This is a genomic window from Comamonas sp. 7D-2 (assembly GCF_022749555.1).
Lineage (GTDB): Bacteria > Pseudomonadota > Gammaproteobacteria > Burkholderiales > Burkholderiaceae_C > Comamonas > Comamonas thiooxydans.
The window spans coordinates 2,281,785-2,306,329 of record NZ_CP094238.1 but is presented as its reverse complement, the minus strand read 5'-3'; the positions used below and the strand labels follow the sequence as shown (position 1 = coordinate 2,306,329).

Sequence of the window (24,545 nt, the reverse complement as noted above, 5' to 3'; positions counted from 1 at the left end):
GTCAGCTGCTCTTGCGCACGCGCAGATACCACTCGCAAAGCAGACGCACTTGCTTGGGCGTATAGCCCTTGGCTTCCATGCGAGTGACGAAGTCCTCATGCTTGCGCGCATCTTCAGCACTGGCCTTGGCGTTGAAGCTGATGACCGGCAGCAACTCCTCGGTGTTGGAGAACATCTTCTTCTCGATCACCACGCGCAGCTTCTCGTAACTGGTCCAGCTGGGGTTCTTGCCCTGGTTGTTGGCCCTGGCCCGCAGCACGAAGTTGACGATCTCGTTGCGGAAGTCCTTGGGGTTCGCAATGCCGGCCGGCTTTTCCACCTTCTCCAGCTCGGCATTGAGCGCATTGCGATCGAACACCTCGCCGGTATCGGTGTCGCGGTATTCGCTGTCCTGAATCCAGTAATCGGCGTAGGTGACGTAGCGGTCAAAGATATTCTGACCGTACTCGCTATAGCTCTCCAGATAGGCAGTCTGGATTTCCTTGCCGATGAACTCGGCATAGCGCTGGGACAGATATTCCTTGATGAAACCTATGTACTTGGTCTCCAGTTCGGCCGGAAATTGCTCGCGCTCGATCTGCCGTTCCAGCACATACATCAGGTGCACGGGATTGGCCGCCACTTCGGTGCTGTCGTAATTGAAGACCTTGGCCAGTATCTTGAAGGCAAAGCGGGTGGAGATGCCTTCCATGCCCTCGTCCACGCCCGCGTAGTCACGGTATTCCTGATAGCTCTTGGCGCGCGGATCAGTGTCCTTGAGACTTTCGCCATCATAGACCTGCATCTTGCTGAAGATGCTGGAGTTCTCTGGCTCCTTGAGGCGCGTGAGCACGGAGAACTGCGCCATCATCTTGAGCGTGCCAGGCGCGCAGATGGCGTTGGCCAGCGAAGACTCCCGGATCAGCTTCTCGTAGATGCGGACCTCCTCGCTCACGCGCAGGCAGTAAGGCACCTTGACAATGTAGATACGATCGAGAAACGCCTCGTTGTTGCGGTTGTTGCGAAACGCCTTCCATTCGCTTTCATTGCTGTGCGCCAGCACCACGCCGTCAAACGGAATCGCGCCAAAGCCTTCCGTGCCCTTGTAATTGCCTTCCTGCGTGGCCGTCAGCAAGGGGTGCAGCACCTTGATCGGAGCCTTGAACATTTCCACGAACTCCAGCAGACCCTGATTGGCCAGGCACAGGCCGCCGGAGTAGCTGTAGGCGTCGGTGTCGTCTTGCGAAAAGTTTTCCAGCTTGCGGATGTCCACCTTGCCCACCAGGCTGGAAATATCCTGGTTGTTCTCATCGCCGGGCTCGGTCTTGGCAATGCCTATCTGCTTGAGAATGCTGGGGTAGCGTTTGACCACTCGGAACTGGCGAATGTCTCCGCCGAACTCCTCCAGCCGCTTCACGGCCCAGGGCGAGAGCACATGCTGCAGACTGCGACGCGGAATGCCGAACTCATCTTCCAGCACCGGACCGTCTTCCACGGGGTCGAACAAACCCAGCGGCGACTCGTTCACAGGCGATCCCTTGAGCGCGTAGAACGGTGCCTTTTGCATCAGGTATTTGAGACGCTCTGCAATCGAGCTCTTACCGCCGCCCACCGGTCCCAGCAGATAGAGAATCTGTTTGCGTTCCTCCAGACCCTGGGCCGCATGACGAAAGAAGCTCACCACCTGCTCGATGGCATCTTCCATGCCGTAGAACTCAGAGAATGCGGGATAGCGACGAATGACCTTGTTGGCAAACAGACGCGACAGCACGGGATCGTTGCGGGTATCCACCATTTCGGGTTCGCCGATGACGGACAGCATGCGCTGTGAGGCTCCGGCGTAGGCCATGGGATCACGCTGGCAAAGGCTAAGGTACTCGTCCAGCGACATTTCTTCTTCACGCAGGCGAACGTAGCGTGCTGCGGAATTGCTGATGACATCCATATGACCTCCCGTGGCGGCACCAGGGCTCGAATCAGTGCCGCAAAGTTGCAAGGCATTCGTTACCGTGTGCGTCCGTTGTAGCACCTCGCTCCTAATTTGAATAGACCGAGATTCCTACAAATACGCAGTAGCCACGACAGCCAAAACCGCAAACCGGATAGCGCAAAAATCGGTCAAAAAATATGACTCGAAATGAGCATAGAAGTCTGTCCTCATGGAAGCAATAAAGCCCCTATCTATCTGCCATCATTCAAGATTTCGACGACTCGAAAAACTGATCGGAACATCGCTTTACAGGCAATCTGGGTGGCAACAAAAAACGCTGCACAAGCAGCGTTTCGAACTATTGCAGCTACAGAAAACAGAGCTTGCTGCTTAAATTCCAAGGGTTATTCACTAGAAATATTTCGGCAAAGCATTGATGAGCAAGCGCTAGCAGCATCTCTTTTCATAGCATGGGTATTCATCCGGAAGTGGCTGCCGAAGCATCCACCACGGGCGATTTGGTACCTGCGCGCGTCACGGCGCTGCCCATGGCCGCAGCCATGATGCAGGCAATGGCGGTCCACTGCGTGGCCGTCAGGTTCTCGCTGAGCAGCAGCATGCCCATCAGTGCTGCAATGGCCGGCTCGGTCGCCAGCGCGATGCCGAAGGTGGCAGGCGGCAGACGGCGCAGAGCCAGCATTTCCAGTGAATAAGGCAAGGCACTGGAGATGGCCGCCACCATCAGCCCGAACAGCAGAATCGACGGCGTCAGCAACTTGACTCCAGCCTCTGCCACACCAAACGGCACCACCACCAACGCCGCGCACAGCAAGCCCAGGGAGACGGCCTGGCCGCTGGGGATATGGCCCAGCCTGCGCCCCAGCACGATGTAGGAGGCCCAGCAGATGGCGGCTCCGAGTGCGCAGGCAATACCCACCGGGGACAGGTGGAGGCCCGAAGCACTGCCACCCAGAGGAAGAATCAAGGCCAGGCCGACAACCGCCAGCGCCAGCCAGATGAAGTCCAGCGCGCGGCGTGAGTAGTAGATGGCCACGGCCAGCGGTCCTGAAAACTCGATGGCCACGGCCAGGCCAAACGGAATATCGCGCAGCGCCATGTAGAACATCAGATTCATGCCGCCCAGTGCCATGCCGAAAACCAGCAGAGCCAGTGCCTGCTGACGGTTGAGCGACCAGCGCCAGGGCCGCCAGACGCACACCAGAATCAACGCGGCAAAACCCACTCGCAGTGCCGATGTACCCTGGGCACCAATCAAGGGAAACAGCTGCTTGGCCAGCGAAGTCCCCAACCCGAGTGCAGTGACCGAGCCCAATACGGCCAACACGGGCCACCAATGATTCCAGCTGTTTTTTGACATAGGTGGGTACGATATTGCATGTCACCCGCGAAATTTGCTCGTTTTCAGCCCTGAATCTGCAAGTTTCGCTCTCAACCCATCCAACACCATGCCTGCTGCCGACCTGGACTCCTTTGACCACGCGATTCTTGCCCTGCTCCAGCGTGACAACCTCATGCCGCAGCGTCTGATTGCTGAGCACATCAACCTCTCGGCCCCAGCCGTGCAGCGGCGCATCAAACGATTGCAGGAAACCGGGGTGATTGCCGCCAATGTGGCCGTGCTGGAGCCCGTCAAGGTGGGCCGCACGCTGACTGCGGTCATCACCGTGCAGTTGGTCAATGACAGGCCGGATCTGTCGCGCGGCTTCAGGGCGCGTATCGCCGACGAAGCGGCTGTGCAGCAGTGCTTCTATGTGACGGGCGAAACCGACTACATCCTGGTCGTCACGGCAACCGACATGGATGATTACCAGGCCATCTGCAAACGCCTGTTCGAAGGGGACGAGAACATTCGCCGCTACAGCACCTCGATCGCGCTGGAGCGCATCAAGACAGGTCTGCAGCTGCCGCTGTCTGCGCCGTAAGGCGGTTCCGCCGTGCGACCGCCCGGCCGGAGTTGATGCAGGACGAGGTCTGCCATCTGCCATGGAGATTGGCACTGGCGCCACCGGAAACAAAATGCAACAATTGCGTCATAAACCGGCTCAGATTCCGCACACAAACAAGAGTCCACTCTTGAGGAGACACGATGAACGCTTCTTCCGCCACCTCGCCCGATATGGCCACGCTGGTTGCCGATCGCACTCTGGACAAATATGCCAAGGACTACTTCCCCCGGCGCGAGCAAGTGACGATTGCCTTTCGTGGCGACATTGCCGAGAGGCACAACTACGACAAAATCCGCCCGCTCTCCGAAGCCCAGCGCCATGGCAGGCATATTGTGGTAATCGAGGGCCAGAGCCAGAAGACCGGAGCCACAGGCCACTACCGCATTGAATGCAATAGCTGGAACCTCATCGAAGCCGTGGGTCTGTGGGAACAAGCCGCAGAGGCTTGAAACCCGATGTGGGGGTGTGAAAGAGCCTGCGATGAATGGCGCTGGCGCAACTTGAGACTCAAATCTCCATTCCCAAAGCGCTGTTTGCCACCCACCAGGCCAGACACAGCATCATCACACCGGTGATACCGTCCATGACGCGCCAGGCACCGGGGTTGGCAAACAAGTGCTTGAGACGGCGCCCCGCCATCGCCAGCAGCACAAACCAGAGGCAGCTAGCCGAGGCCGCACCCATCACGTAGGACCAGCGGCCCGCACCCTCCTGCTGGGCGCCAATCGAGCCCATCAGCAAGACCGTATCCAGGTACACATGAGGATTGAGCAAAGTGATGGCTGCCAGTGCAGCCAGCACGCTCATCATTCCGCGTGGTGCAGCCCTGCGCTCGCCGGCCTCCATGGCGGCATCCGGGGCCAGCCACATGCGCCGCAAGGCGAAAAGGCCATAGGCCAGCAAGAATGCGGCGCCACCCAGCGTCAGATACTGGGCCAATGCCGGATAGCTGGCCAGCATCTGCGCCATGCCGGCCACCCCCAGTGCAACCAGCAGCCCGTCGCTGAGCACACACAGAGCCACGCAGGCCTTCACATGTTCGCCATGCACTGCCTGACGCAGCACATACAGGTTCTGGGCACCTATGGAAACAATGAGCGAAGCGCACACCGTAAAGCCTGCAATCCAGGCGGAATAAAAATTAGTTGTCATGTCCATGAGCCGCTGACTCCTCCAAACCGGCCCGGATTCTTGCTCTGCGAAGCAATTAAGTAAAATTACATTTACTCAATTCAATGAAGAATTTCTAATGTTGGACTACGCGGGACTGGAAGCGCTTGCCGCCGTATTGCGCGAGGGAAGCTTCGAGCGTGCGGCGCGCAAGCTGCATGTAACCCCCTCCGCCATCTCCCAGCGCATCAAGCTGCTCGAGGAACGCGTGGGACAGGTGCTGGTGCTGCGCGGCACGCCTTGCACCGGCACGGAGGCCGGCCGACGCCTGTGCCTGCATGTGGAGCAGGTGGCGCTGCTGGAAAACGATTTGCGCCGCAAGAACCCCGAGCTGGTCCCCGAAGGACAGACCGCCTTGCCCACGCTGAAGCTGGCTGTCAATGCAGACTCCCTGTCGACCTGGTTCATGGATGCCATGGCGGCCTTCACGCAGGATGGCAACGAGCTGCTGGACATCAGCATTGACGACCAGGACCACACGGCCAAACGCATCAAGGAAGGCGAAGTCATGGCCGCCGTCACGGCCACGGGCTCTGCGATTGCTGGCTGCAACACCTGGCCCCTGGGCCGCATGCGCTATATCGCCGTGGCCAGCCCGGAGTTTGTGCAGCGCCACCTGGCCCAGGCCGAATCAGACCGGGAACTGGCCCAGATGCTGGCCAAGGCGCCAATGATGTACTACGGCCGCAAGGACAGCCTGCAGGACCAATGGCTGCACGGCCTGGGGCTGGACGGACGGCGCAACAACGCGCGTCACTTTCTGCCCTCCAACCAGGGCTACACCCGTGCCGTGGAACTGGGCATGGGCTGGGGCATGCACCCGGCACAGCTGATCACCCCGCAGCTGGCCAGTGGCGATTTGACGGAACTGCTTCCGGGCAGAGATCTCCACATCCCTATGTACTGGGCCCATACCCGCAATGCTCAGGCCAGCCTGCAACGCCTGACCGACTGCATCATCCATGCCGCAGCTGCCTGGCTGGAGCCCATGAAGGACTAGCTCAGTCTGCTGAAGACTTTTTCAGGCCGTAATAGAACACCCAGGCAGCCGCCAGGTAGAGAAAGGGATAAAGCGCCAGATAAGGGGCCAGATGCAGATAGGCCGACCATCGGTCGGCCGCGAAAAAGCTTGCATACACCAAGACCGCAAGCAATGCCCCGCTACCTGCCAGCAGGCCGGCATAGGCCAGCAAGGTGGCCAGACGCAAGAGCAGTCTGCCGCGCTCGACCAGCAGCAACCGGCCCGAACGCAGCTGCACGGGAATCTGATAGAGGCGAGCAAGTGCCATCAGGAAGACGATGGGCACCAGGATCAGAGGCAGGAAAAACATGTCTCGCAGCGCAATCAGGGGCGATGCTCGGACTCCACATGGCGCACGGCCGCCCTGGCCTGGGTGAGCATATGAAAGTCCAGAATGCGTGTCGCCATGATGGTCTCCCAGAGGAAGCAGCATAGAGCCAGCACAAAGGCCAGCACCCCCAGCAGAAAGCTGAAAACGGCATAGCCGTGTCCGCTGACGCCGTAGGCCTGGCCCACGAACAGCAGCACAATGGTCAGCCCTATGCACATGCCGCACAGCGTCAGCAGCGCGATGGAGACGTTGGCTAGCCGCCCGCGCTCGCGCAGAAAATGCAGCTCCTTGAGATGGCGGGCGATCAGATCGTGATCGTCCAGGGTGCGCAGGCTTTCCTCCAGCTTGCGGGCGCGGTCAATGATGCGGGCCAGCCGCCCCGCTACGGAGCCAATCATGCCGGCCACGGCAGTCAGAAAAAAAACCGGCGCAACAGCGAGCTGAATGCTGTGGGTGACGGTCTGTGCGTCGATGGACCAGATGCTCATGGTGTCCTCAAAATCAGGGGCTGTCTCAGCCTCTATTTTTATGCACAAATATCAGCTCAGTTTTGACTGAATTCACTCAAAAAACAGCCATGGCTGTTTTTCTACTGCGCCAGATGTTTGACGGCAATTGGCATGCCTGCCGCGATGCCGATGCTGGCCCTGTGTCTTTCCTTGTCGCCATGGATCCCGCCTCGTAGTCACTGCCGATGGCTGCTGCTATATAATTTTTAGCGAACGATCTTTCAGACTGCGGTCTGCCAAGCTTGTTCAACGTAGCAGGTGCCCGATGTTTCATCGGGTTAAACGGGAACAAGGTTCAAAGCCTTGGCTGCCCCCGCAACGGTAAGCAGATCAATCCACTTCACGGCTTTTGCACCAGCAAGAACCAGTCACTGGCGTTCTACGTGACCTCTTCAAGAGGTGCGCGGCAGCGCTGGGAAGACGAAGTGGCATGCCTCGCGCAATCTGCCAGCCCGGATACCGGCCTGTTAAGCGCTGACCGTCCGGGTGCAACTCCGGCAGTCGGCATTTGCAACGACCGTCTGCGGGGAGCAGCGTGACGGCAACTGATCGGCGACAGGCGCGCACAACCAGGCGCACTCCGGACACCGGTCATGTCTCGTCACATGCATGCAGGCTGGTCAGTTCTCGCTGACGACATGAAATCTTTCGCCCTGCCTGCTGCCCTGATCGGCCTGGCACCTGCCTTGACCTTGGCCGCAGAACCTTCGGCCAACAGCTCAAGCCCCTCCACTTTCTCCTCGGCAGCACAACTGCCCACCGTACAGGTCACGGACAACGCCCCTGGCGGACTGGGTCTGTCGCAGCCAACAACATCGGGCAGCCGGACCGGCATCGCCACCCGCGACCTGCCCGCCAGCCTCGACTATGTGGACGAGCAGACCTGGCAGGAGCGCGGTGACAGCCGCATGGCCGACATCATCGGCCGCACCGTGGGCATGACGCCACTGTCTGCCACCAGCTACAGCAGCCTGTCCTTCAGCACGCGCGGCTTCACCGGCACCAACTCGGTGGGCATCGCCGAAGACGGCGTGCGCCTGAGCGTGGCCTCGTCGACCACGCCCTACCCTGCCAACAGCTGGGGCTATGAGCGCGTGGAAGTGCTGCGCGGCCCTGCCTCCATCGTCTATGGCACGGGTACCGTGGGCGCCACGGCCAATGTGGTGCGCAAGCAGCCCAGCAAGGAGACGGTGCGCGAAGTACTGGTCGGGGCCGGCTCGCACGGTACGGCCAAGCTTGGTCTGGGCATGGGCGGCGCGCTGAGCGACACGCTGAGCTACCGCCTGGATGCCTATGGCCACCACACCAATGGCGAGCACGACATGAGCCGCGCCAGCGGCGGCAAGCTGATGAGCACGCTGCGCTGGCAGCCCACGGCGGCCCTGCGCATGGAACTGCTGGCCGATGTCAGCGACGAAAAACCTGCACGCTATTTCGGCACGCCCACCGTGAACGGTGCCATCGTGCCCGAGCTGCTGGGACGCAACTTCAACACCGCTGACAGCGATATCCGCATCAAGGACAAGCGCGTGCGCGCCCGTGCCCAGTACCAGGTCAACGACTGGCTGAGCGTGAGCAACGAGCTCTACCATTTCAAGGCCGATCGCTACTGGCGCAACATCGAAGCCTATAGCTACAACCCCAGCAAGCAGCAAGTGACGCTGGGTGACTATCTGGAGCTGGCCCACGATCTGGCCCAGACCGGCAATCGGCTGGAAACCACCATCCAGGCCGGAGCACACAAAGTAGTAGCGGGCTGGGAGGTAAGCCGCGCCCGGTTCAACTTTGCCCGCAACGACTATGCGGGCAGCGCGACCATCGGCGTGAACGAGCCCTCGCTGGGCTACTGGCCCAATACCTCGCCCATGCTGCCAAGTTACCGCACTCAGGCCACCACGCATGACTTCTATGCCGAGGATGCCTGGACGCTGACCGACAAATGGCTGCTGCTGGCCGGCATACGCCGCGCCCTCACGGACTTTGAGCGCAATGACCTGGTGGGCAGCGGCTCCTTCGACAAACGTCTGAGCGGAACGGCCTGGCGCCTGGGTCTGACGCACAAGCTCAGTGCCCAGACCAGCCTCTACGGCCAGCTATCCCAAGGCCATGACCCAGTCACCAATGTGCTGACCCTGAACCTGGGCAACAGCCCCTTCAAGCTGACCACGGCACGCCAGATCGAGCTGGGCCTGAAGCAGCAGTTCGCCCAGGGCCAGGGCGAATGGACGGCCGCCGCCTATCGCATCGAGAAGAAAGACATCATCACGCGCGACCCGAACAACGCTTTGCTGTCCGTGCAAGGCGGCAAGCAAAGCTCGCAGGGGCTGGAGCTGAGCGCGGTGATGCGCCTGTCGCCCAACTGGCGCCTTGAGGGTAATTACGCCTTTGTCGACGCCAAGTATGACCAACTGATCGAAGCTGGTGGCGCCGACCGCTCCGGCAAGCGTCCCACCAATGTGGCGCGCAACACCGCCAATCTGTGGGCCCACTACACCACCCACAGCACCCTGGGCCGCTGGCAGGCATCGCTGGGCGCACGTGCAGTGGGCAGCCGCTTTGCGGACAACGCCAACACCGCGCGCAGCGGCGGCTACACCGTCTGGGATGCAGCACTGAGCTGGCGTCCCCAGCCGCACAGCACCTATCGCCTGACGCTGCGCAACCTGACGGACAAGCTCTACACCTACTCGGCCGTCTCCAGCGCCAGGGCGTCACAGGCTTACCCGGGTGAGGGGCGGCGCGTCGATCTCACGGCCGAGTTCACGTTCTAAGTGCCATGCATCGCTTTGATATCAGTAGCTGCCTGCGCTTGTATTTTCTTGAGTTAAGACACTTTTAGCCATGAAGTCCTTTAAATACATGCGCCAGCAGCTCCTGTTACTGAAGCAACCGCTATGGTTTGCCGCGGTGCTGGCTTCGGCAGCAGCGCTCAGCGCCTGCGGCGAAAGCCATCAGGCCGGCAGCATCCCGCAGGCCTCACCCAGCAAACCGGCAAAAACAGCGCTCACCATCGATGTCTGCACCCAGCCCGTGGTCTATGACAAAGTTCCGCAGCGTGCCGTGGTGCACGGCATCAATCTGCTGGAGATGTTTCTTGCCCTGGGCCTGCAGGACAGGCTGGTGGGCTATGGCGGTCTGCGCGACATCAGCCGCCTGCCCACCGCCATGCAGCCGCTGCTGGCCGGCGTGCCCGATCTGTCCAGCCAGGGCATGAACCTGGAAACCTTGCTCAACGCACAGCCGGACTTTGTCTTCAGCGGCTGGTCCTATGGCTTCAGACCCGGCCAGATCACTCCTGCCAGCCTCAAGGAGCTGGGCATCGCCAGCTATGTGCTCAGCGAATCCTGCATACGGCAGGTGGCTCGCGAACGCGTTTCGCTGGAAGACACTTTCAACGACCTGCTCAACCTGGGCCGCATCTTTGACATCGCGGCACGCGCCCAGGCGCTGGTGGGCAAGCAGCGCGCCCAGCTGCAGCGCGTGACCGATGCCCTCCAGAACGTGAGCCACAAACCCAAGGTCTTTGTGTTTGACAGCGGCACAGACATCCCCGTCACCACGGGCCGCTATGCCATGCCCCAGGCCATGATCGAGGCCGCGGGCGCAACGAATATCTTTGACGATCTGGACAGCAGCTGGATGCGCGGCAACTGGGAAGACGTGATTGCCCGCGAACCGGACTGGATAGTCATCGTCGATAACGACAGACCCGTGACCGACGGCAAACGCCAGTTTCTGCTGGCCAAGCCCGAGCTGGCCCACCTCAAGGCCATACGCGAGCAAAAGTTCGTGCTGCTGGAGTTTGCCGAGGCAACGCCAGGCCCGCGCAATGTCGCCGCCACCCAGCGCCTGGCCCATGCGCTGCACCCTGAGCAGATACCCGAGCAGGTGAGCGAGCCATGATGCAGACCGCCGAGCACCCAAGCAGTGCGGCTTCGGTCAGCGCCACCGCCAATGCTTTCTCGGCCCAGCGCCGTCAACTGGCACTGTGGCTGGCGGCGTTGATCGCGCTGCTGCTGCTTTCGCTCACGCTAGCCATCACGCTGGGGCCGGTGCGCATGGCGCCGCAACTGGCATGGCAGATCACGGCGCATGAAATAGGCCTGCAGCTCAACAACCTGGGCTTGAACTTTGGCGGGTCCGGAGGTGACTGGACCGTGGCCCAGCAGCAAATCGTCTGGCGCGTGCGCCTGCCGCGCGTGCTGCTCGCCGCTCTGGCCGGAGCAGGACTGGCCGTGGTGGGCGTGGCCATGCAAGCCATGGTGCGCAACCCCTTGGCCGACCCCTATCTGCTGGGCGTGTCGTCTGGCGCTTCGGTAGGCGCGGTCAGCGTGCTGGCCTTTGGCACACTGGCCTTTGCGGGCGAGTTGGCCCTGCCGCTGGGCGCTTTTGGCGGCGCGCTGGCCGCCTGCACCACGGTGTATTTTCTCGCCCATGCCCACGGCAGGCTACTGGCCTCGCGCCTGATTCTGGGCGGCGTGGCCATTGCCTACTGCCTGGGCGGCGTCACCAGCCTGATCGTGCTCACGGCCGATCAGCGCGAACTGGCCAACTCGGTGCTGACCTGGACACTGGGCAGCCTGGCCGGCACGCGCTGGGACGAGCTGGGTCTGCCAGCCTTGCTGCTGCTGGCGGGCGTGGTGCTGCTGCTGACGCAGGCGCGCTCACTCAATGCCCTGCTCGCAGGCGAAGAAACCGCCATGACGCTGGGCGTGGACACCACGCGCACCAGGCGCTGGCTGTTTGTACTGGTCTCCCTGGTCACCGGCGTGCTGGTGGCGCTGACAGGCCCAATCGGCTTCGTGGGCCTCATCGTGCCCCATGTCACGCGCATGCTTGTGGGGGCCGAGCATCGCAGCGTGCTGCCCGTGGCGGCGCTGGTTGGCGCCATCTTTCTGGTCTGGGTCGATGTGTTCTCGCGCATCAGCTTTGCTCCGGCCGAGGTGCCTGTGGGCGTCATCACCTCGCTGCTGGGCGGCCCCTTCTTTGTCTGGATGCTGTGCCGCAAGAATGCCCGGGAAAGGCTGAGCCTGTGATGTTCCAAGCCCATCAAGCTCAGGCACCCAGCCAGTGCGAGCTGCTTTTGCAGGCCAGTCAGCTCAACTTTCAGGCCGCAGCGGCGCATATCGTGCGTGATGTCAGCCTGCAAGTGGCGCGTGGCCAGTTCGTGGGCCTGCTCGGGCCCAACGGCAGTGGCAAGTCCACGCTGCTGCGCATGATCTACCGCATCCTCAGACCCGCCAGCGGCACGGTCTGTATGCAGGAGCGCGACGTCTGGCGGCACAGTGCCCGCGACAACGCCCGTGCCATGGCCGTGCTGGCACAGGAAAATGCCAGCGAGTTCGATCTGCGCGTGCGCGATGTGGTGCTGATGGGACGCACGCCGCACCAAAGCGCCTTTGACAAAGACAGCGCGCAAGACTTTGCCATCGTCGCCCAGTCGCTGGCGCGGGTGCAGGCCCAGCCACTGGCCGAGCGCATGTTTTCCACGCTCTCGGGGGGTGAGAAGCAGCGCGTGCTCATGGCCCGCGCACTGGCCCAGCAGGCACCGCTGCTGGTGCTGGATGAGCCCACCAACCACCTCGACGTGCGCCACCAGTTCGAGCTGATGAATCTGATTCGCGGCCTGAGCCTGACCACTTTGGCCGCTCTGCACGAGCTGCCGCTGGCCGCGCACTACTGCGACCGCATCTACCTTTTGCAGCACGGTGCACTGGTGGCGCAAGGCACTCCGACCGAAGTGCTGACGCCAGAGACCATTGCCCGTGTCTACGGCGTGCGCGCCCAGGTGCACACCAGCGCACGCACGGGCAAGCCCGTGATCGAATTCATGCCGGATGAGCTGCTATGACCCAGACCTGCACTGAGCCCACGCCCTCTTTACCTGCAGCCAACGCCGGCCTGGCCATCGTGGTGCTCAGCCGCGGTGCGGCCTATGCGGGCGGCCTGACGGAACTGAGCGATCTGGCAACGCAGCTTGAGGCCCGGCTGGCTGCCGCACAAACGCCTGTGCTGCGTGTGCAGCCGGCCTTTGTGGACCGAGCACAGCCTGCCTTGCCCGAAGCGCTGGACCTGTGCGCCGATGCCGATCAGATATTGATCCTGCCCGTCATGGTGCCCGACGAGCCTTCGCTGCGCCGCTGGCTGCACAAGCTCATCATGCGCTGGCGCGCCAAGCAACAGGCTGGAGGGCAACCCGGCAAATACGCCCCTCGCATCGTTTTTGCTCAACCCCTGCTGCAGTTGCCGGCATTGGCCGAGCTGCTGGCCGCCACCATTCCCAGCGCACTGCAACAGCCCGATGTGCCGCAATTGCTGGCCGATGAAGACTGGGAGCGCGACCCCAAAGCCTGGTCCCAAGTGCCGGAGCACCAGCACCATGTGCTGTGGTGCGTGGGCCCACGCTGCGCGGCCAAGGGAGCCGTCGCGCTGTGGCCGCAACTGGCACGCACCGTGCAGCAAAACCCGCTGCTCAAAAAGCAGGTGATGCTGCTGCAAACCAGCTGCCAGTACCCGTGCAACCACGGCCCGCTGATGATCGCCTACCCCGAAGGCGTGTGGTACGGCCCCATGGATGCCACGACGATCGAGCCCGTGCTGACAGCCCATGTGCAGCAGCATGACTGCCCCCACGAACACCTGCGCGTGCATGGGCCACGGCCCGCGCTGCACGAATCAGTTTTACCTGTCGAATTTCCCTGTTGATCCCCATCCGGAGAGTGATCCATGCAAACCACCAAAATCCCCGCCACCATCGTCACCGGTTTTCTCGGCAGCGGCAAGACCACGCTGATGCGCCATATTCTCGAGCAGGCCAAGGGCCTGCGCGTGGCGGTCATCGTCAACGAGTTCGGCGAACTGGGCATTGACGGCGAAATCCTCAAGACCTGCGCCATAGGCTGCAAGGAGGAAGGCGGCGCAGACGGCCAGATCTACGAGCTGGCCAACGGCTGCATGTGCTGCACCGTGCAAGAAGAGTTCTTCCCCGTCATGAAGGCCCTGGCAGAACGCCGCGCCGACATCGATGTGCTGCTGATCGAGACCAGCGGCCTGGCCCTGCCCAAACCCCTGGTCCAGGCCTTCCAGTGGCCCGACATTGCCAATGTCTTCACCGTCGATTCCGTGGTCACCGTGGTCGACACGCCCGCTGCGGCCGCCGGCCAGTTTGCCCATGATCCGCATGCTGTCGACGAGCAGCGTCAGGCCGACCCCAATCTGGACCATGACGCCAGCCTGCATGAGCTGTTCGAGGATCAGCTCTCGGCCGCTGACCTGGTGGTGCTGTCCAAGGCCGATCTGGTCACGGCCGAACAACTCGGTCAGGTGCGAGCCCTGGTGGCCGAAGAAGTACCGGCCAGCGTGAAGATGATCGAAGCCGTGCAGGGCCAGGTGCCCCTGAACGTGCTGCTGGGCCAGCATCGCGCCGCCGAGCTGTCGATCGACGACAAGCACAGCCACCATGACCATGACGAAGACCATGACCACGATGCCTTCGACTCCTTGCACCTCGACCTGGGTGCCGTGGACCGCGACCGCCTGATGCAGGCCTTGCAGTCCATCGTGGAGCAGCATGGCGTGCTGCGCGTCAAGGGCTTTGCCGCTCTGCCTGGCAAGAAGATGCGTCTGCTGGTGCAGGGCGTGGGCCGCCGTTTTGATGCCTATTTCGACCGTGCCTGGGCCGACGGCGAAGCTGCGGCCACGCGTCTGGTGTTCATCGGCAAGCAGCTGGACGCCGCCATGTTGCGCCAGGCCTTGATGGGCGCCCAGGCATAAAATCCTAGCCAAATCGGCCTCTATCGCTTTACTGGCAAGCGGATAAAGCTATCTTTTTGAATCATGCACCTGCTCAGCTCCCGCCCCGGCGGCTTTGTCGAAGACGACAGCATCATCACCCGTCTGGACCAGACGCCTGCAGACATGGTGGTGCTCAGCTCTGCCGACACCACGCTGTCGCTGCTGGCCGATGCCTACCGGATGTGGCTGCAGGCCGAGCCCCGGGCCGCAGGGTCCACGCCCACGCTGCGCCTGGCCAACCTGCTGCATCTGCGCCAGAGCGCCTCGCTCGATCTGTATATCGACGAGGTGCTGCAGCATGCCAGGCTGGTCATCGTCGATCATCTGGGAGCCGAGTCCACCTGGCCCTACGGCATCGAGCAGCTGCAAAAGCTGGCGCGCCGCAAGGGCCAGAAGCTGGCCATGTTCTCGGGCGACAACCAGGAAGATCCCGAACTGCTGGCCAAAGGCACGCTGGAGCCCGAGCAAAGCCGTGCGCTGTGGCAATACCTGCGCGCCGGCGGCCTGGGCAATGCACGCGAGTTCCTGCACATGGCGGCAGCCTGGGGCCTGAACCAGGGCCGCGAGGGAGCGCCCGTGCGGGTGCTGCCCCCCGTGGCCGTGCATGTGCCTCAAGCCTGGCTGGCTGACGATGCAGAGCATCTTCCGGGCCTGGACGACCTGCAGGCACGCTGGACGCCCGGCGCCCCCGTGGCCATGCTGGTCTTCTATCGCTCGCATCTGCTGGCGGCCAATACCGAGGCCTTCGATGCCATGGCCGACGCCCTGCTCGCGCGCGGCCTGAACCCGCTGCCGCTGGCCCTGGAGTCGCTCAAGGACGGGCTGTGCCTGCAGACGCTGCGCTCCCTGTGCATCACCCACCAGGTGCAGATCATTCTCAACACCACGGCGTTTGCGGCCCTCGGAGAACATGCGCGCACCGGCGAGGCGGCCGACGCGCTGGCCGGCGACATTCCCGTGCTGCAGGTGATTGCCAGCGGCAGCAACCGCGAGGACTGGCTGGCCGACAGCCAGGGCCTGCGCCCGCGCGACATTGCCATGCAGGTGGTGCTGCCCGAGATGGACGGTCGCATCATGACACGCGCCATGAGCTTCAAAGGCCTGGCCCATCGCTGCGAGCTGACGCAAACCGATGTGATCAGCTACCAGGCCGAGCCCGACCGCATTGCCTGGATTGCCGAGCTGGCCTGGCGCTGGTGCCAGCTGCGCAGCAAGCCTGCGGCTCAGAAGAAAGCCGCGCTGATACTGGCCAACTACCCGGGCAGCGAGGCACGCATGGGCAGCGGCGTGGGTCTCGATACGCCGGAATCCGTCATTGCCCTGCTGGATCAGCTGGCACGCGACGGCTGGCAACTGGGGGATGCTGCTGCGCGGCCCGACTCCGGCCTGGCGCTGATGGGCCTGCTGCAGCAAGGCATCGCCAATGACCCCAAAAAATGGCCGTTGCGCCCTGCAAGTCAGGGCTATTCGCTGCAGGCCTATCAACAGCGTCTGGCACAACTGCCCGGCGATATGGCCCAGGCCATAGCCGAGCGCTGGGGAGCGCCCGAGCAAGACCCCATGCTGCGCGATGGCTGGTTCATGATTGCGGGCCTGCAGCTGGGCCATGTCTTTGTCGGCATACAGCCCGCACGTTCTCTCGACGGGCGCAATGACTACGCCAGCTATCACGACGCCGAGCTGGTGCCGCCCCATCACTATCTGGCGTTCTACTTCTGGCTGCGCGATGTGTTCGGCGTGGACGCCATGGTCCATGTGGGCAAGCATGGCAATCTGGAATGGCTGCCGGGCAAGAGCCTCGCGCTGTCGCAGCAATGCTGGCCCGATGCCATTCTCGGCCCGCTGCCGCATGTCTACCCCTTCATCGTCAACGACCCCGGCGAAGGGGCTCAGGCCAAACGCCGCAGCCAGGCCGTCATCATCGACCATCTGATGCCACCGCTCACGCGCGCCGAAAACCACGGTCCCATGCAGGAGCTGGAACGCCTGGTGGACGAGTACTACGAAGCCCTGCTGGTCGATCTGCGCCGTTCCGGCATGCTGCGCAAGCAGATTCTGGACTGCGCCAGACAGCAGGATCTGCTGCGCGAACTCGGTCTCGAAGCGGCGGGCGCGCAGCCCGGTGCCGACGAGCTGCTGCTGGAACGCATCGATGCCTATCTGTGCGAACTCAAGGAAACCCAGATCCGCGATGGCCTGCATATCTTCGGCAGCTCGCCACAGGGCCAGTTGCGCGAATCCACCCTGCTCTCGCTGGCACGCTATCCCGGCAATGTCGGCAGCGAGCAAGGCCTGCTCAATGCGCTGACAGCCGACCTGCTGCCGGCCATGGACTGGAACCCGCTGGACATGGATGCCGCAGCCCCCTGGAACGGCCCGCGCCCGGCCGCGCTGCAGCAGCAGGATGCCGGCAGCTGGCGCCATGGCGGCGACACGCGCGAGCGGCTCGAGCTGCTGGCCCTGCAGGTCATTGCCAATCCCACGCTGGCCCGCGACTGGCCGCACACACTACAAGTGCTGACGCGCATAGAGCAGCAGATTGCACCGTCACTGGATGCCTGCGGCCCGCAGGAGCTGCTGCAGTTCTCGCAAGCACTGCAAGGACGCTTTGTGCCACCCGGCCCCAGCGGCTCGCCCTCGCGCGGGCGCTGCGACACCTTGCCTACAGGGCGCAACTTCTACACCGTGGACACCCGTGCCATCCCCACCCAGACCGCCTGGGCACTGGGGCAGCAGTCCGCGCAGCGCGTGCTGGAGCGTTATCTGCAGGAGCATGGCGAATATCCACAGGCCATCGGTCTTTCCGTATGGGGAACAGCCACCATGCGTACCGGCGGTGACGATATCGCCCAGGCCTTTGCCCTGATCGGGGTTCGTCCCAAATGGGCGGCCGGCAGCCAGCGCGTGACCGACTTTGAAGTCATTCCCGCCGTGGGGCTGCGTCGCCCGCGTGTCGACGTGACCTTGCGCATCAGCGGCTTCTTCCGCGATGCCTTTCCCAACGTGGTGCAGATGTTCGATGCCGCGGTGCGTGCCGTGGCCGAGCTCGATGAGGACGCCGAGGACAACCCCATCCGCGCGCGCGTGCTGCGAGATACGCAGGCTGCCGTGGATCAGGGCCTGAGCGCCGACGCGGCCCGCGAACAGGCGTTGTGGCGCGTTTTCGGAGCGCCCACCGGCAGCTATGGTGCCAGCATGCATGAGATGCTGCGTAGCGGCCAGTGGACCGACGCGGGCGACTTTGCACGCCACTATCTGCACTGGGGAGCCTATGCCTACGGCCAGCAGGCCGATGGCGTGCCGGCCCGCGCCGCGCTGGAGCAGCGTCTGCAGACACTCGATGTGGTTCTACAGAACCAGGACAGCCGCGAGCATGACCTGCTGGACTCCAGCGAGTACTACCAGCATCAGGGCGGCATGGTGGCGGCAGTGCGGCACCTGGGCGGCAGCGACCCTGCCGTCTATCATGGCGACCACGGCAATCCTCAGTCTGCCAGGATTCGCTCCCTGGCCGAGGAGATCGGCCGCGTGGTGCGCGCCCGCGTCACCAACCCCAAGTGGATTGCGGGCGCCATGCGCCACGGCTACAAGGGCGGCTTCGAGATGGCGGCGACGGTGGATTATCTGTTCGGCTTCGATGCCACCACCGCGCTGGTCTCGGACCAGCATTACGCCATGGTCACCCAGGCCTATGTGGAAGATGAGAGCGTGCGCCAGTTTCTGCGCCAGCACAATCCACAGGCGCTGGGAGATATCGTCTCGCGCCTGCTGGAAGCCATAGACCGCGGCATGTGGGAGCAGCCCGGCGAGCATCGCCAGAGCCTGCTGACCCAGATGCTGGAGCACGAAGAATTCATGGAAGGACAGGTTTCCCAATGAGCCCGAACCACGATCCGGCACCCGTATTCCCACTCTCTGCCATACAGGGACAGCCCGCCCTCGTGCAGGCCCTGCTGCTCGCCGCGATAGAGCCGCAGCTGGGCGGCGTGCTGATTCGAGGCCCGCGCGGCACGGCCAAGTCCACGGCGGCCCGCGCGCTGGCGGACCTGCTGGCCCCTGCGCCCTTTGTCACCCTGCCGCTAGGCGCTTCCATCGAGCATGTGACCGGCAGTCTGGACCTGTCCAAGGCGCTCTCAGGCCACGAAGTGGGCTTCGCTCCGGGTCTGATTGCCAAGGCGCACGACGGCGTGCTCTATGTCGATGAAATCAATCTGCTGCCCGATGCCATCGTCGATGTGCTGCTTGACGTGGCGGCCTCCGGCATCAATCGCATAGAGCGCGACGGCATCTCGCACAGCCATGCCGCGCGCTTTGTGCTGATCGGCACCATGAACCCCGAGGAAGGCATGCTGCGGCCACAGTTGCTGGACCGACTGGGCCTTTGCGTGCAACTGGACAATGCCAATGATCCGCAACTGCGCAGCAGCATTGTCAAAGCCAGGCTACGCTTTGATCAGGATCCCCAGGGCTTCGCCCGATCTCATGCAACCGGGCAGCAGGAGATTCGCCAAAGGCTGACGCTGGCCCGCAGCCGTTGCCGCAATGCCTCGGAGCTGGCCTGGAGCGATGCCGTCCACGAGGCCGTGGCCCTGCAGTGTATTTCCGCCCAGGTCGACGGGCTGCGCGCCGACCTGGTCATGCTGCGCGCTGCACGCGCCCTGGCGGCCTGGCAAGGCAGTCAGAGCATCACGCCCGCACATGTGTCCGAAGTCGCGCCACTGGTGCTGCAGCATCGCGCCAGCCAGCCAGATCCGGGCAGCTCCAGCCAGCTGCGGCAGCCCCCCGCAGCCACGCCTTCTGCCCAGCCGCCGGCAACGCCCGCCACACCGTCAGCCGCGGGCAGCTCAGCCCGCACAGAGCCCGATACCCAGGCACCAGCATCTCATTCACCGGCTAACCGCGAGCCCGGCGCCACCAGCTCCTTGCCTCAAGAGGCAGGCCCGAGCCTCGAACAGCCGCCTGCCGGCTGGGGACAGGCTCAAGCCGTGAGCAGCGTCGTATTTGAGGCTCAACAGGCCGACGCCATGGCACAGGCAGCCCTGGAGGCCCTGGCCGCAAAAAAAGCCCGAGCCTCCGGTCCGCTGCGCTGAGCGCCGGCCGGGGGCAAGTCGGCTCCGAAAACCATGGCCTGGCCTTGGCCAGCCATGCCGTATCCAGCGTCCACAAGATGCCAGGGGCATCGATTGACTGGACAGCCACCCTGCGCCAACGCCAGGGCCAGCCACTGGCACACGCACATCTGCGCTGGCGCCAGCCCGAGGGAGCAGTGCGCAGGCAACACCTGTTCCTGCTGGACTGCTCGGCCTCCATGGTGGAGAGCGGCGCATTCGCCCAGGCCAAGGGCCTGCTGCTGCAGTGGCTGCGCCGGGCCTACCTGCAGCGCGAATCCGTGGCCCTGCTCTGCTTCGGCTCAGGCCGGCTCCATTGGCTGCTGGAGCCCACGCGGGCGCCACGCTGGAATGCCGATCTGATCGAGCCGCTGCGTGGCGGTGGCGGCACGCCGCTGGCCCAGGCCCTGCAGGCGGGCTGGCAGATGGCGGCCAGATACTCCCGGCAACCATCCTGCCTCTGGCTGATCAGCGACTTCCGCAGCCCCGATGTACTGCAGCTGGAGCGCGGCCCCATACCTGCCCTTGCGCAGATTCTGGTGGACTGTGAAGCCGCTGCGGGCCAGAACAAGCGCCTGTTTGGTGGTGCCGAGCGGCTGGCAAAGGCCTGGCCGGATACTCTGCGACTGCCGCTGAAAATTAGCTAAGAAAAGGCATCTACCGCTTAACAGGAAAGCGTTAATAGCTATCTATTTTGATAATCATCTGACAGGGCATCACACTCCCCCTGCTCGCCCTATCGATATTCAGCGGCCACACGGGCGGCAGGAAAGCGGCTGTCAGGCCGATGAGTTCGGCCGTGTGCACCAGGTTATCGCGTAAGATCGCGCCACCACAGGTGCCTCATGGCGTGCTTTTGCACGCGGAGGTGAAACGAGAAGCAGGTGAATGGAATCCCCATCAATCCTGCACTGCACCCGCAACGGTAATCAGATATATGGCGATGCACGCTCTGGCCCACGGCCATGGCCGCCACTGCGAAAGCGGGAAGGCGCATCGACATGCCACCCTCAGGTGGGCTCTGTAAGTCCGGAGACCGGCCTGATGTGTACAAGGCGCAGCGGGATTGCATGTGGCTTGTGATAGCCAGCGCCTGCGTGCGGCTCATCACCTCTTCATTTCCCTCTGCACATTTTGTTTGTCTGGCCCGGGTATCGGCCAAACCGACCGTGGATGACCTATGTTGCATGGAATTTGCCAGTCAGATTTGTCCCAGCGGGCCGGCCGCGCCCTGGCCTCATCGCCTGGAGCAGCGCTTGTCCAGCCCTGAGACCATTCAGATTCGCGGCTGGTGCCCCAGCACCTGGAAGCCCATGCAGGCACAGGACGGCTGGATCGTTCGCGTGCGCCCTCGCTGCGCGTCTCTAACCGCCGCTCAGTGGCTGGTACTGGCCGAACTCGCACGAACCCATGCCTCGGGCCAGATCGAGCTGACCCGCCTCGGCAATCTGCAATTGCGCGGCGTGCACGAATCGGCCCTGCCTGCCTTGCGCGCAGCGCTCGTTGTCTCGAGACTGGCCCCTGCCGATGAACAGGCAGATCTGGCGCCTGCCGTGCATTGCACTCCGTTCTATACCAGAGGAGATCGCACCCATGCACTGGCTCTGGCGCTTTCCGGTGCAGCGGCGCGTGACCTCAGTCCCCTGGCCCTGCAACAGCAGAACATGCCGGCCCTGCCCGGCAAATTCGACATGCTGGTCGACGATCCGCAGTGTCATCTCCGAAGCCTGAGCTCCGACCTTCAGCTATGGGCCTGCGCCGATGGAGGCTATGGGCTTGCCCTGGGCCAATCGGAAGACTGGTATGGCTTTGAGACTGCACCGGCTGCCGTGCAAGCAGCCATACAGATTGCCCTGTGGTTTGCCCGTGAGCGCAGCTCGCAGACGGCAGGCCGATTGCGCGGCCTTGCCAAGCCCATCGACCTTCAGGCCTGCGGACTCGCCAAGGCCAGTCATCACCTTGAGCCCCGGACTCTGGACAGGAACGCTGCCAGGTCGTTGCGGCCCGGAGCGCCCAACCCCCACGGCCTGCTGCTCGGCGCCCCGTTGGGACGCCTGGACGCATGGGCCATACAGAAGCTGGCGGCTCTCATGCCCGAACAAGCGGAGATCCGGGTCACGCCCTGGAAATTCTTGCTTCTGCCGAACAAGCACCTGGATTCTCTGCCTGCCCGGCTCGATGCCAGGGACTGGATCAGCCAGTCCGCGGATGTGCGCCTGCGGGTCTCGGCCTGCACCGGCGCCCCCAACTGCCCTCAGGCCCATATCCCGGCCCAGCCCATGGCCTTGCAATTCGCCAGCTCACAGGCGGCGGACCGGCATCTTCATATCAGCGGCTGCGCCAAGCTCTGTGCCCTGCCTGCCGATGCGACAAGTGTGGTGTTTGCCAGCCAGGACACAACGGGCCAGATATGGCTGCACGCCAGCCCCGCTGAAGCTCAGCCGTCAGCCAGGGCATCCATTCCCTATCGGCCTCTGAACTCCGATCCTCACGATATACAGCAACAACTCAATGACCTACAACTATGAAAAGTGCGGTGAAGAGATTTACCGGCAATCCTTCAGCATCATCCGCCGAGAGGCCGATCTCAAGCGCTTCAACCCCGTGGAAGAGCGGGTCGCCTGCCGCATGATTCACGCAGCCGGCATGGTGGAGCTGGCCGCACATATCCATTTCTCCCCGACCTTTGCCGAAGCGGCGGAAGCCGCACTGCAGCGCGGAGCACCCGTGCTCTGCGATGCACGCATGGTCAGCGAGGGCATCACGCGCAAGCGCCTGTCGGCCCAGAACCCCATCATCTGCACCCTGCAGGACCCGCGTGTGCCAGCGCTTGCAGCCGACATGGGCAACACCCGCAGCGCCGCAGCACTGGAGCTGTGGCGCGAGCATCTGGACGGCGCCGTGGTCGCCATCGGCAATGCGCCGACAGCCCTGTTTCATCTGCTCCATATGCTGCAGGACCCGGACTGCCCGCGCCCGGCGGCCATCGTCGGCTGCCCGGTCGGCTTTGTGGGAGCTGCGGAGTCCAAGGACGCTCTGCGCGAATGGGGACAGATTCCGTTTGCCATCGTGCAAGGACGCCTCGGTGGCTCCGCCATCACGGTTGCCGCCATCAACGCGCTGGCAACCACGGTGGAGTAGGAGGAGTCACCATGAATCACGGAAAAATCTTCTGCGTGGGACTGGGTCCCGGCGATCCCGACATGATGAGCGTGAAGGCCGACCGCCTGCTGAGAAACGCCCGTCATGTGGCCTACTTCCGCAAACGCGGTCACCCGGGCAAGGCGCGGCAACTGGTCAACGGCCTGCTGCATGCCGAGGTTACGGAGTACCCGATGGAGTACCCGCTGACCACGGAGATTCCGCACGACGACCCGCGCTACATCGCCCAGCTGTCCAGCTTCTATCAGGACTGGCAGTCCCGGCTGACTCAGCTCACACGCAGCGAGGATGTGATCGTGCTTTGCGAAGGCGATCCGTTCTTCTACGGCTCCTTCATGCACCTCTATGTGCGTCTGCGCCAGGCGGAACAGGTGACCGTGGAAGTGCTGCCCGGCATACCCGGCATGGTGGGCTGCTGGCATGCCACCGGCATTCCCATGACCTGGGGTGACGATGTGATGAGCGTGCTGCCCGCGACCCTGCCCGATACGCCGCTGCGCGAGCATATGGCGCGCTCGGATGCGCTGGTCATCATGAAGGTGGGACGGCATCTGGGCCGCATCCGTACGCTGCTGAGCGAGCAAGGCAAGCTGGAGCGAGCCTGGCTGGTCATCAACGGCACCATGAGCGATCAGCAGGTCATGCCGCTGCGCGACGCACCCGAGCGCTGCCCCTATTTCGCCATCATCGTCGTGCACGGCCAGGGCCGCCGCCCGGCAAACGACATGTGAATGCGCTGTCATGAGCACGACCACAATGCCTCCACAACTCTTGGTGCTGGGCCTGGGCCCGGGCGATGATGCGCTGCTGACGCAGCAGGTGCGCGACAGCATCGCCAGCGCAAGCGATGCATTCGGCTACTTTCCCTATGTGGAGCGGCTGCAGGGTCTGGAACATCTGCAGCTGCATGCCAGCGACAACCGTGAGGAGCTGGAGCGTGCGCGCAACGCCTTGAATCTTGCAGCCCAGGGCCGCAAGGTGCTGATGCTCTCGTCGGGTGACCCGGGCGTTTTCGCCATGGCCAGTGCCGTGTTCGAGACGCTGGAGCAGGCCAGCCCCGAGGAGCATGCCCGCTGGCAAGGCGTGGACGTGCAGGTGCAGCCGGGCATCACCGCCATGCTGGCCGCGGCAGCGCGTCTGGGCGCCCCCTTGGGACATGACTTCTGCACCATCAATCTGTCTGACAACCTCAAGCCCGCCAGCATCATCGAGCGCCGCATCCGTCTGGCCGCCCAGGCCGATTTCGCCATGGCGTTCTACAACCCCTGCTCCCGATCACGCCCGCAAGGCTTTTCCCGAGCACTGCAGGTGCTGCAGCAGGAATGCGAGCCCGAGCGCCTGATCTGCTTTGCCCGCAACGTCAGCCGCCCCGATGAAACGCTGCGGGTCGTGCGGCTGCTGGACGCACAAGCCGACATGGCCGATATGCGCACGGTGGTGATTGTGGGCAACAGCCAGACCAGGCAGGTGGGCAAGCATGTCTATACCCCGCGCAGCTATAAGGCCGCCAGCAGCGCTACCTCTGCCGTGACAGACCATGCCTGAGCGCACGCAAGGCCTTGCCGGGCACAAGT

Annotated in this window: 21 protein-coding genes and 2 riboswitches; of the genes, 16 read left to right on the top strand and 5 right to left on the bottom strand. The window is 63.3% G+C overall.

Annotated elements, in window-relative coordinates; translation table 11 throughout:
- Nucleotide 1 precedes the first annotated feature (1 nt).
- Complete coding sequence (locus MPZ60_RS10665; RefSeq protein WP_003062956.1) at nucleotides 2–1,924, bottom strand: PrkA family serine protein kinase; 1,923 nt, start codon at nucleotides 1,922–1,924, stop codon at nucleotides 2–4.
- A gap of 463 nt (nucleotides 1,925–2,387) precedes the next feature.
- Nucleotides 2,388–3,287, bottom strand: a complete 900-nt coding sequence (locus MPZ60_RS10660) for an EamA family transporter (protein ID WP_034351893.1) — start codon at nucleotides 3,285–3,287, stop codon at nucleotides 2,388–2,390.
- An 88-nt stretch (nucleotides 3,288–3,375) separates the two neighbouring features.
- Here MPZ60_RS10660 and MPZ60_RS10655 point away from each other — a divergent pair, with 88 nt between their 5' ends.
- Both MPZ60_RS10655 and MPZ60_RS10650 read left to right on the top strand, forming a co-directional pair.
- Entirely contained in the window at nucleotides 3,376–3,852 is a 477-nt protein-coding gene (locus MPZ60_RS10655) for an Lrp/AsnC family transcriptional regulator (RefSeq protein ID WP_003062959.1), read from the top strand.
- 164 nt (nucleotides 3,853–4,016) lie between these two features.
- Nucleotides 4,017–4,325: a hypothetical protein gene (locus MPZ60_RS10650; RefSeq protein ID WP_003062961.1), complete on the top strand. Its 309-nt coding sequence runs from the start codon at nucleotides 4,017–4,019 to the stop codon at nucleotides 4,323–4,325.
- A gap of 58 nt (nucleotides 4,326–4,383) precedes the next feature.
- On the opposite strand, the gene MPZ60_RS10645 is transcribed toward MPZ60_RS10650, so the two are convergent.
- On the bottom strand, nucleotides 4,384–5,034 hold the full coding sequence (locus tag MPZ60_RS10645) for a LysE/ArgO family amino acid transporter (RefSeq protein WP_003062963.1): 651 nt from the start codon (nucleotides 5,032–5,034) through the stop codon (nucleotides 4,384–4,386).
- 91 nt (nucleotides 5,035–5,125) lie between these two features.
- Here MPZ60_RS10645 and MPZ60_RS10640 point away from each other — a divergent pair, with 91 nt between their 5' ends.
- Complete coding sequence (locus MPZ60_RS10640) at nucleotides 5,126–6,046, top strand: HTH-type transcriptional regulator ArgP (protein WP_003062964.1); 921 nt, start codon at nucleotides 5,126–5,128, stop codon at nucleotides 6,044–6,046.
- Nucleotide 6,047: 1 nt separating this feature from the next.
- Here MPZ60_RS10640 and MPZ60_RS10635 read toward each other — a convergent pair whose 3' ends face one another.
- A complete protein-coding gene (locus MPZ60_RS10635) occupies nucleotides 6,048–6,377 on the bottom strand; it encodes a hypothetical protein (RefSeq protein ID WP_012838045.1) in 330 nt (109 codons plus the stop codon).
- A 14-nt stretch (nucleotides 6,378–6,391) separates the two neighbouring features.
- The gene (locus MPZ60_RS10630; RefSeq protein WP_003062966.1) at nucleotides 6,392–6,886 is read right to left on the bottom strand and encodes a DUF2721 domain-containing protein; all 495 of its coding nucleotides are present in this window, start codon (nucleotides 6,884–6,886) and stop codon (nucleotides 6,392–6,394) included.
- 260 nt (nucleotides 6,887–7,146) lie between these two features.
- Nucleotides 7,147–7,390, top strand: a riboswitch (cobalamin riboswitch).
- A gap of 155 nt (nucleotides 7,391–7,545) precedes the next feature.
- Between MPZ60_RS10630 and MPZ60_RS10625 the strand changes: the two genes are divergently transcribed.
- The 13 genes from MPZ60_RS10625 (at nucleotide 7,546) to cobJ (ending at nucleotide 24,516) form a co-directional block, all read left to right on the top strand.
- A complete protein-coding gene (locus MPZ60_RS10625) occupies nucleotides 7,546–9,678 on the top strand; it encodes a TonB-dependent siderophore receptor (RefSeq protein ID WP_242607007.1) in 2,133 nt (710 codons plus the stop codon).
- A gap of 70 nt (nucleotides 9,679–9,748) precedes the next feature.
- Entirely contained in the window at nucleotides 9,749–10,810 is a 1,062-nt protein-coding gene (locus tag MPZ60_RS10620) for an ABC transporter substrate-binding protein (protein WP_034351887.1), read from the top strand.
- On the top strand, nucleotides 10,807–11,943 hold the full coding sequence (locus tag MPZ60_RS10615; protein WP_034351885.1) for an iron ABC transporter permease: 1,137 nt from the start codon (nucleotides 10,807–10,809) through the stop codon (nucleotides 11,941–11,943). Before MPZ60_RS10620 ends, MPZ60_RS10615 begins: the two co-directional genes overlap by 4 nt.
- Entirely contained in the window at nucleotides 11,943–12,758 is an 816-nt protein-coding gene (locus MPZ60_RS10610; protein WP_080746065.1) for an ABC transporter ATP-binding protein, read from the top strand. The genes MPZ60_RS10615 and MPZ60_RS10610 overlap by 1 nt, the downstream gene beginning before the upstream one ends.
- Complete coding sequence (locus tag MPZ60_RS10605) at nucleotides 12,755–13,612, top strand: (2Fe-2S) ferredoxin domain-containing protein (protein ID WP_034351883.1); 858 nt, start codon at nucleotides 12,755–12,757, stop codon at nucleotides 13,610–13,612. Before MPZ60_RS10610 ends, MPZ60_RS10605 begins: the two co-directional genes overlap by 4 nt.
- Nucleotides 13,613–13,633: 21 nt before the next feature.
- On the top strand, nucleotides 13,634–14,680 hold the full coding sequence (gene cobW, locus MPZ60_RS10600; protein WP_034351882.1) for a cobalamin biosynthesis protein CobW: 1,047 nt from the start codon (nucleotides 13,634–13,636) through the stop codon (nucleotides 14,678–14,680).
- A gap of 63 nt (nucleotides 14,681–14,743) precedes the next feature.
- On the top strand, nucleotides 14,744–18,580 hold the full coding sequence (cobN, locus tag MPZ60_RS10595; protein ID WP_034351881.1) for a cobaltochelatase subunit CobN: 3,837 nt from the start codon (nucleotides 14,744–14,746) through the stop codon (nucleotides 18,578–18,580).
- Nucleotides 18,577–19,791, top strand: a complete 1,215-nt coding sequence (locus MPZ60_RS10590; RefSeq protein ID WP_034351880.1) for an ATP-binding protein — start codon at nucleotides 18,577–18,579, stop codon at nucleotides 19,789–19,791. The genes cobN and MPZ60_RS10590 overlap by 4 nt, the downstream gene beginning before the upstream one ends.
- 44 nt (nucleotides 19,792–19,835) lie before the next feature.
- On the top strand, nucleotides 19,836–20,456 hold the full coding sequence (locus MPZ60_RS10585) for a VWA domain-containing protein (protein ID WP_241781276.1): 621 nt from the start codon (nucleotides 19,836–19,838) through the stop codon (nucleotides 20,454–20,456).
- A 172-nt stretch (nucleotides 20,457–20,628) separates the two neighbouring features.
- Nucleotides 20,629–20,869, top strand: a riboswitch (cobalamin riboswitch).
- 196 nt (nucleotides 20,870–21,065) lie between these two features.
- On the top strand, nucleotides 21,066–22,337 hold the full coding sequence (locus tag MPZ60_RS10580; RefSeq protein ID WP_242607006.1) for a nitrite reductase: 1,272 nt from the start codon (nucleotides 21,066–21,068) through the stop codon (nucleotides 22,335–22,337).
- Entirely contained in the window at nucleotides 22,321–22,950 is a 630-nt protein-coding gene (locus MPZ60_RS10575; protein ID WP_034351877.1) for a precorrin-8X methylmutase, read from the top strand. Before MPZ60_RS10580 ends, MPZ60_RS10575 begins: the two co-directional genes overlap by 17 nt.
- A gap of 11 nt (nucleotides 22,951–22,961) precedes the next feature.
- Nucleotides 22,962–23,702: a precorrin-2 C(20)-methyltransferase gene (gene cobI, locus MPZ60_RS10570; RefSeq protein WP_034351876.1), complete on the top strand. Its 741-nt coding sequence runs from the start codon at nucleotides 22,962–22,964 to the stop codon at nucleotides 23,700–23,702.
- A 25-nt stretch (nucleotides 23,703–23,727) separates the two neighbouring features.
- Nucleotides 23,728–24,516, top strand: a complete 789-nt coding sequence (cobJ, locus tag MPZ60_RS10565; RefSeq protein WP_034351875.1) for a precorrin-3B C(17)-methyltransferase — start codon at nucleotides 23,728–23,730, stop codon at nucleotides 24,514–24,516.
- The last annotated feature ends 29 nt before the right edge of the window (nucleotides 24,517–24,545 follow it).

Excerpts from the sequence above, each read along its gene's own strand:
- MPZ60_RS10665 (WP_003062956.1), bottom strand. The coding sequence starts at position 1,924 with ATGGATGTCATCAGCAATTCCGCAGCACGCTACGTTCGCCTGCGTGAA.
- MPZ60_RS10660 (WP_034351893.1), bottom strand. The coding sequence starts at position 3,287 with ATGTCAAAAAACAGCTGGAATCATTGGTGGCCCGTGTTGGCCGTATTG.
- MPZ60_RS10655 (WP_003062959.1), top strand. The coding sequence starts at position 3,376 with ATGCCTGCTGCCGACCTGGACTCCTTTGACCACGCGATTCTTGCCCTG.
- MPZ60_RS10650 (WP_003062961.1), top strand. The coding sequence starts at position 4,017 with ATGAACGCTTCTTCCGCCACCTCGCCCGATATGGCCACGCTGGTTGCC.
- MPZ60_RS10645 (WP_003062963.1), bottom strand. The coding sequence starts at position 5,034 with ATGGACATGACAACTAATTTTTATTCCGCCTGGATTGCAGGCTTTACG.
- MPZ60_RS10640 (WP_003062964.1), top strand. The coding sequence starts at position 5,126 with ATGTTGGACTACGCGGGACTGGAAGCGCTTGCCGCCGTATTGCGCGAG.
- MPZ60_RS10635 (WP_012838045.1), bottom strand. The coding sequence starts at position 6,377 with ATGTTTTTCCTGCCTCTGATCCTGGTGCCCATCGTCTTCCTGATGGCA.
- MPZ60_RS10630 (WP_003062966.1), bottom strand. The coding sequence starts at position 6,886 with ATGAGCATCTGGTCCATCGACGCACAGACCGTCACCCACAGCATTCAG.
- MPZ60_RS10625 (WP_242607007.1), top strand. The coding sequence starts at position 7,546 with ATGAAATCTTTCGCCCTGCCTGCTGCCCTGATCGGCCTGGCACCTGCC.
- MPZ60_RS10620 (WP_034351887.1), top strand. The coding sequence starts at position 9,749 with ATGAAGTCCTTTAAATACATGCGCCAGCAGCTCCTGTTACTGAAGCAA.
- MPZ60_RS10615 (WP_034351885.1), top strand. The coding sequence starts at position 10,807 with ATGATGCAGACCGCCGAGCACCCAAGCAGTGCGGCTTCGGTCAGCGCC.
- MPZ60_RS10610 (WP_080746065.1), top strand. The coding sequence starts at position 11,943 with ATGTTCCAAGCCCATCAAGCTCAGGCACCCAGCCAGTGCGAGCTGCTT.
- MPZ60_RS10605 (WP_034351883.1), top strand. The coding sequence starts at position 12,755 with ATGACCCAGACCTGCACTGAGCCCACGCCCTCTTTACCTGCAGCCAAC.
- cobW (WP_034351882.1), top strand. The coding sequence starts at position 13,634 with ATGCAAACCACCAAAATCCCCGCCACCATCGTCACCGGTTTTCTCGGC.
- cobN (WP_034351881.1), top strand. The coding sequence starts at position 14,744 with ATGCACCTGCTCAGCTCCCGCCCCGGCGGCTTTGTCGAAGACGACAGC.
- MPZ60_RS10590 (WP_034351880.1), top strand. The coding sequence starts at position 18,577 with ATGAGCCCGAACCACGATCCGGCACCCGTATTCCCACTCTCTGCCATA.
- MPZ60_RS10575 (WP_034351877.1), top strand. The coding sequence starts at position 22,321 with ATGACCTACAACTATGAAAAGTGCGGTGAAGAGATTTACCGGCAATCC.
- cobI (WP_034351876.1), top strand. The coding sequence starts at position 22,962 with ATGAATCACGGAAAAATCTTCTGCGTGGGACTGGGTCCCGGCGATCCC.
- cobJ (WP_034351875.1), top strand. The coding sequence starts at position 23,728 with ATGCCTCCACAACTCTTGGTGCTGGGCCTGGGCCCGGGCGATGATGCG.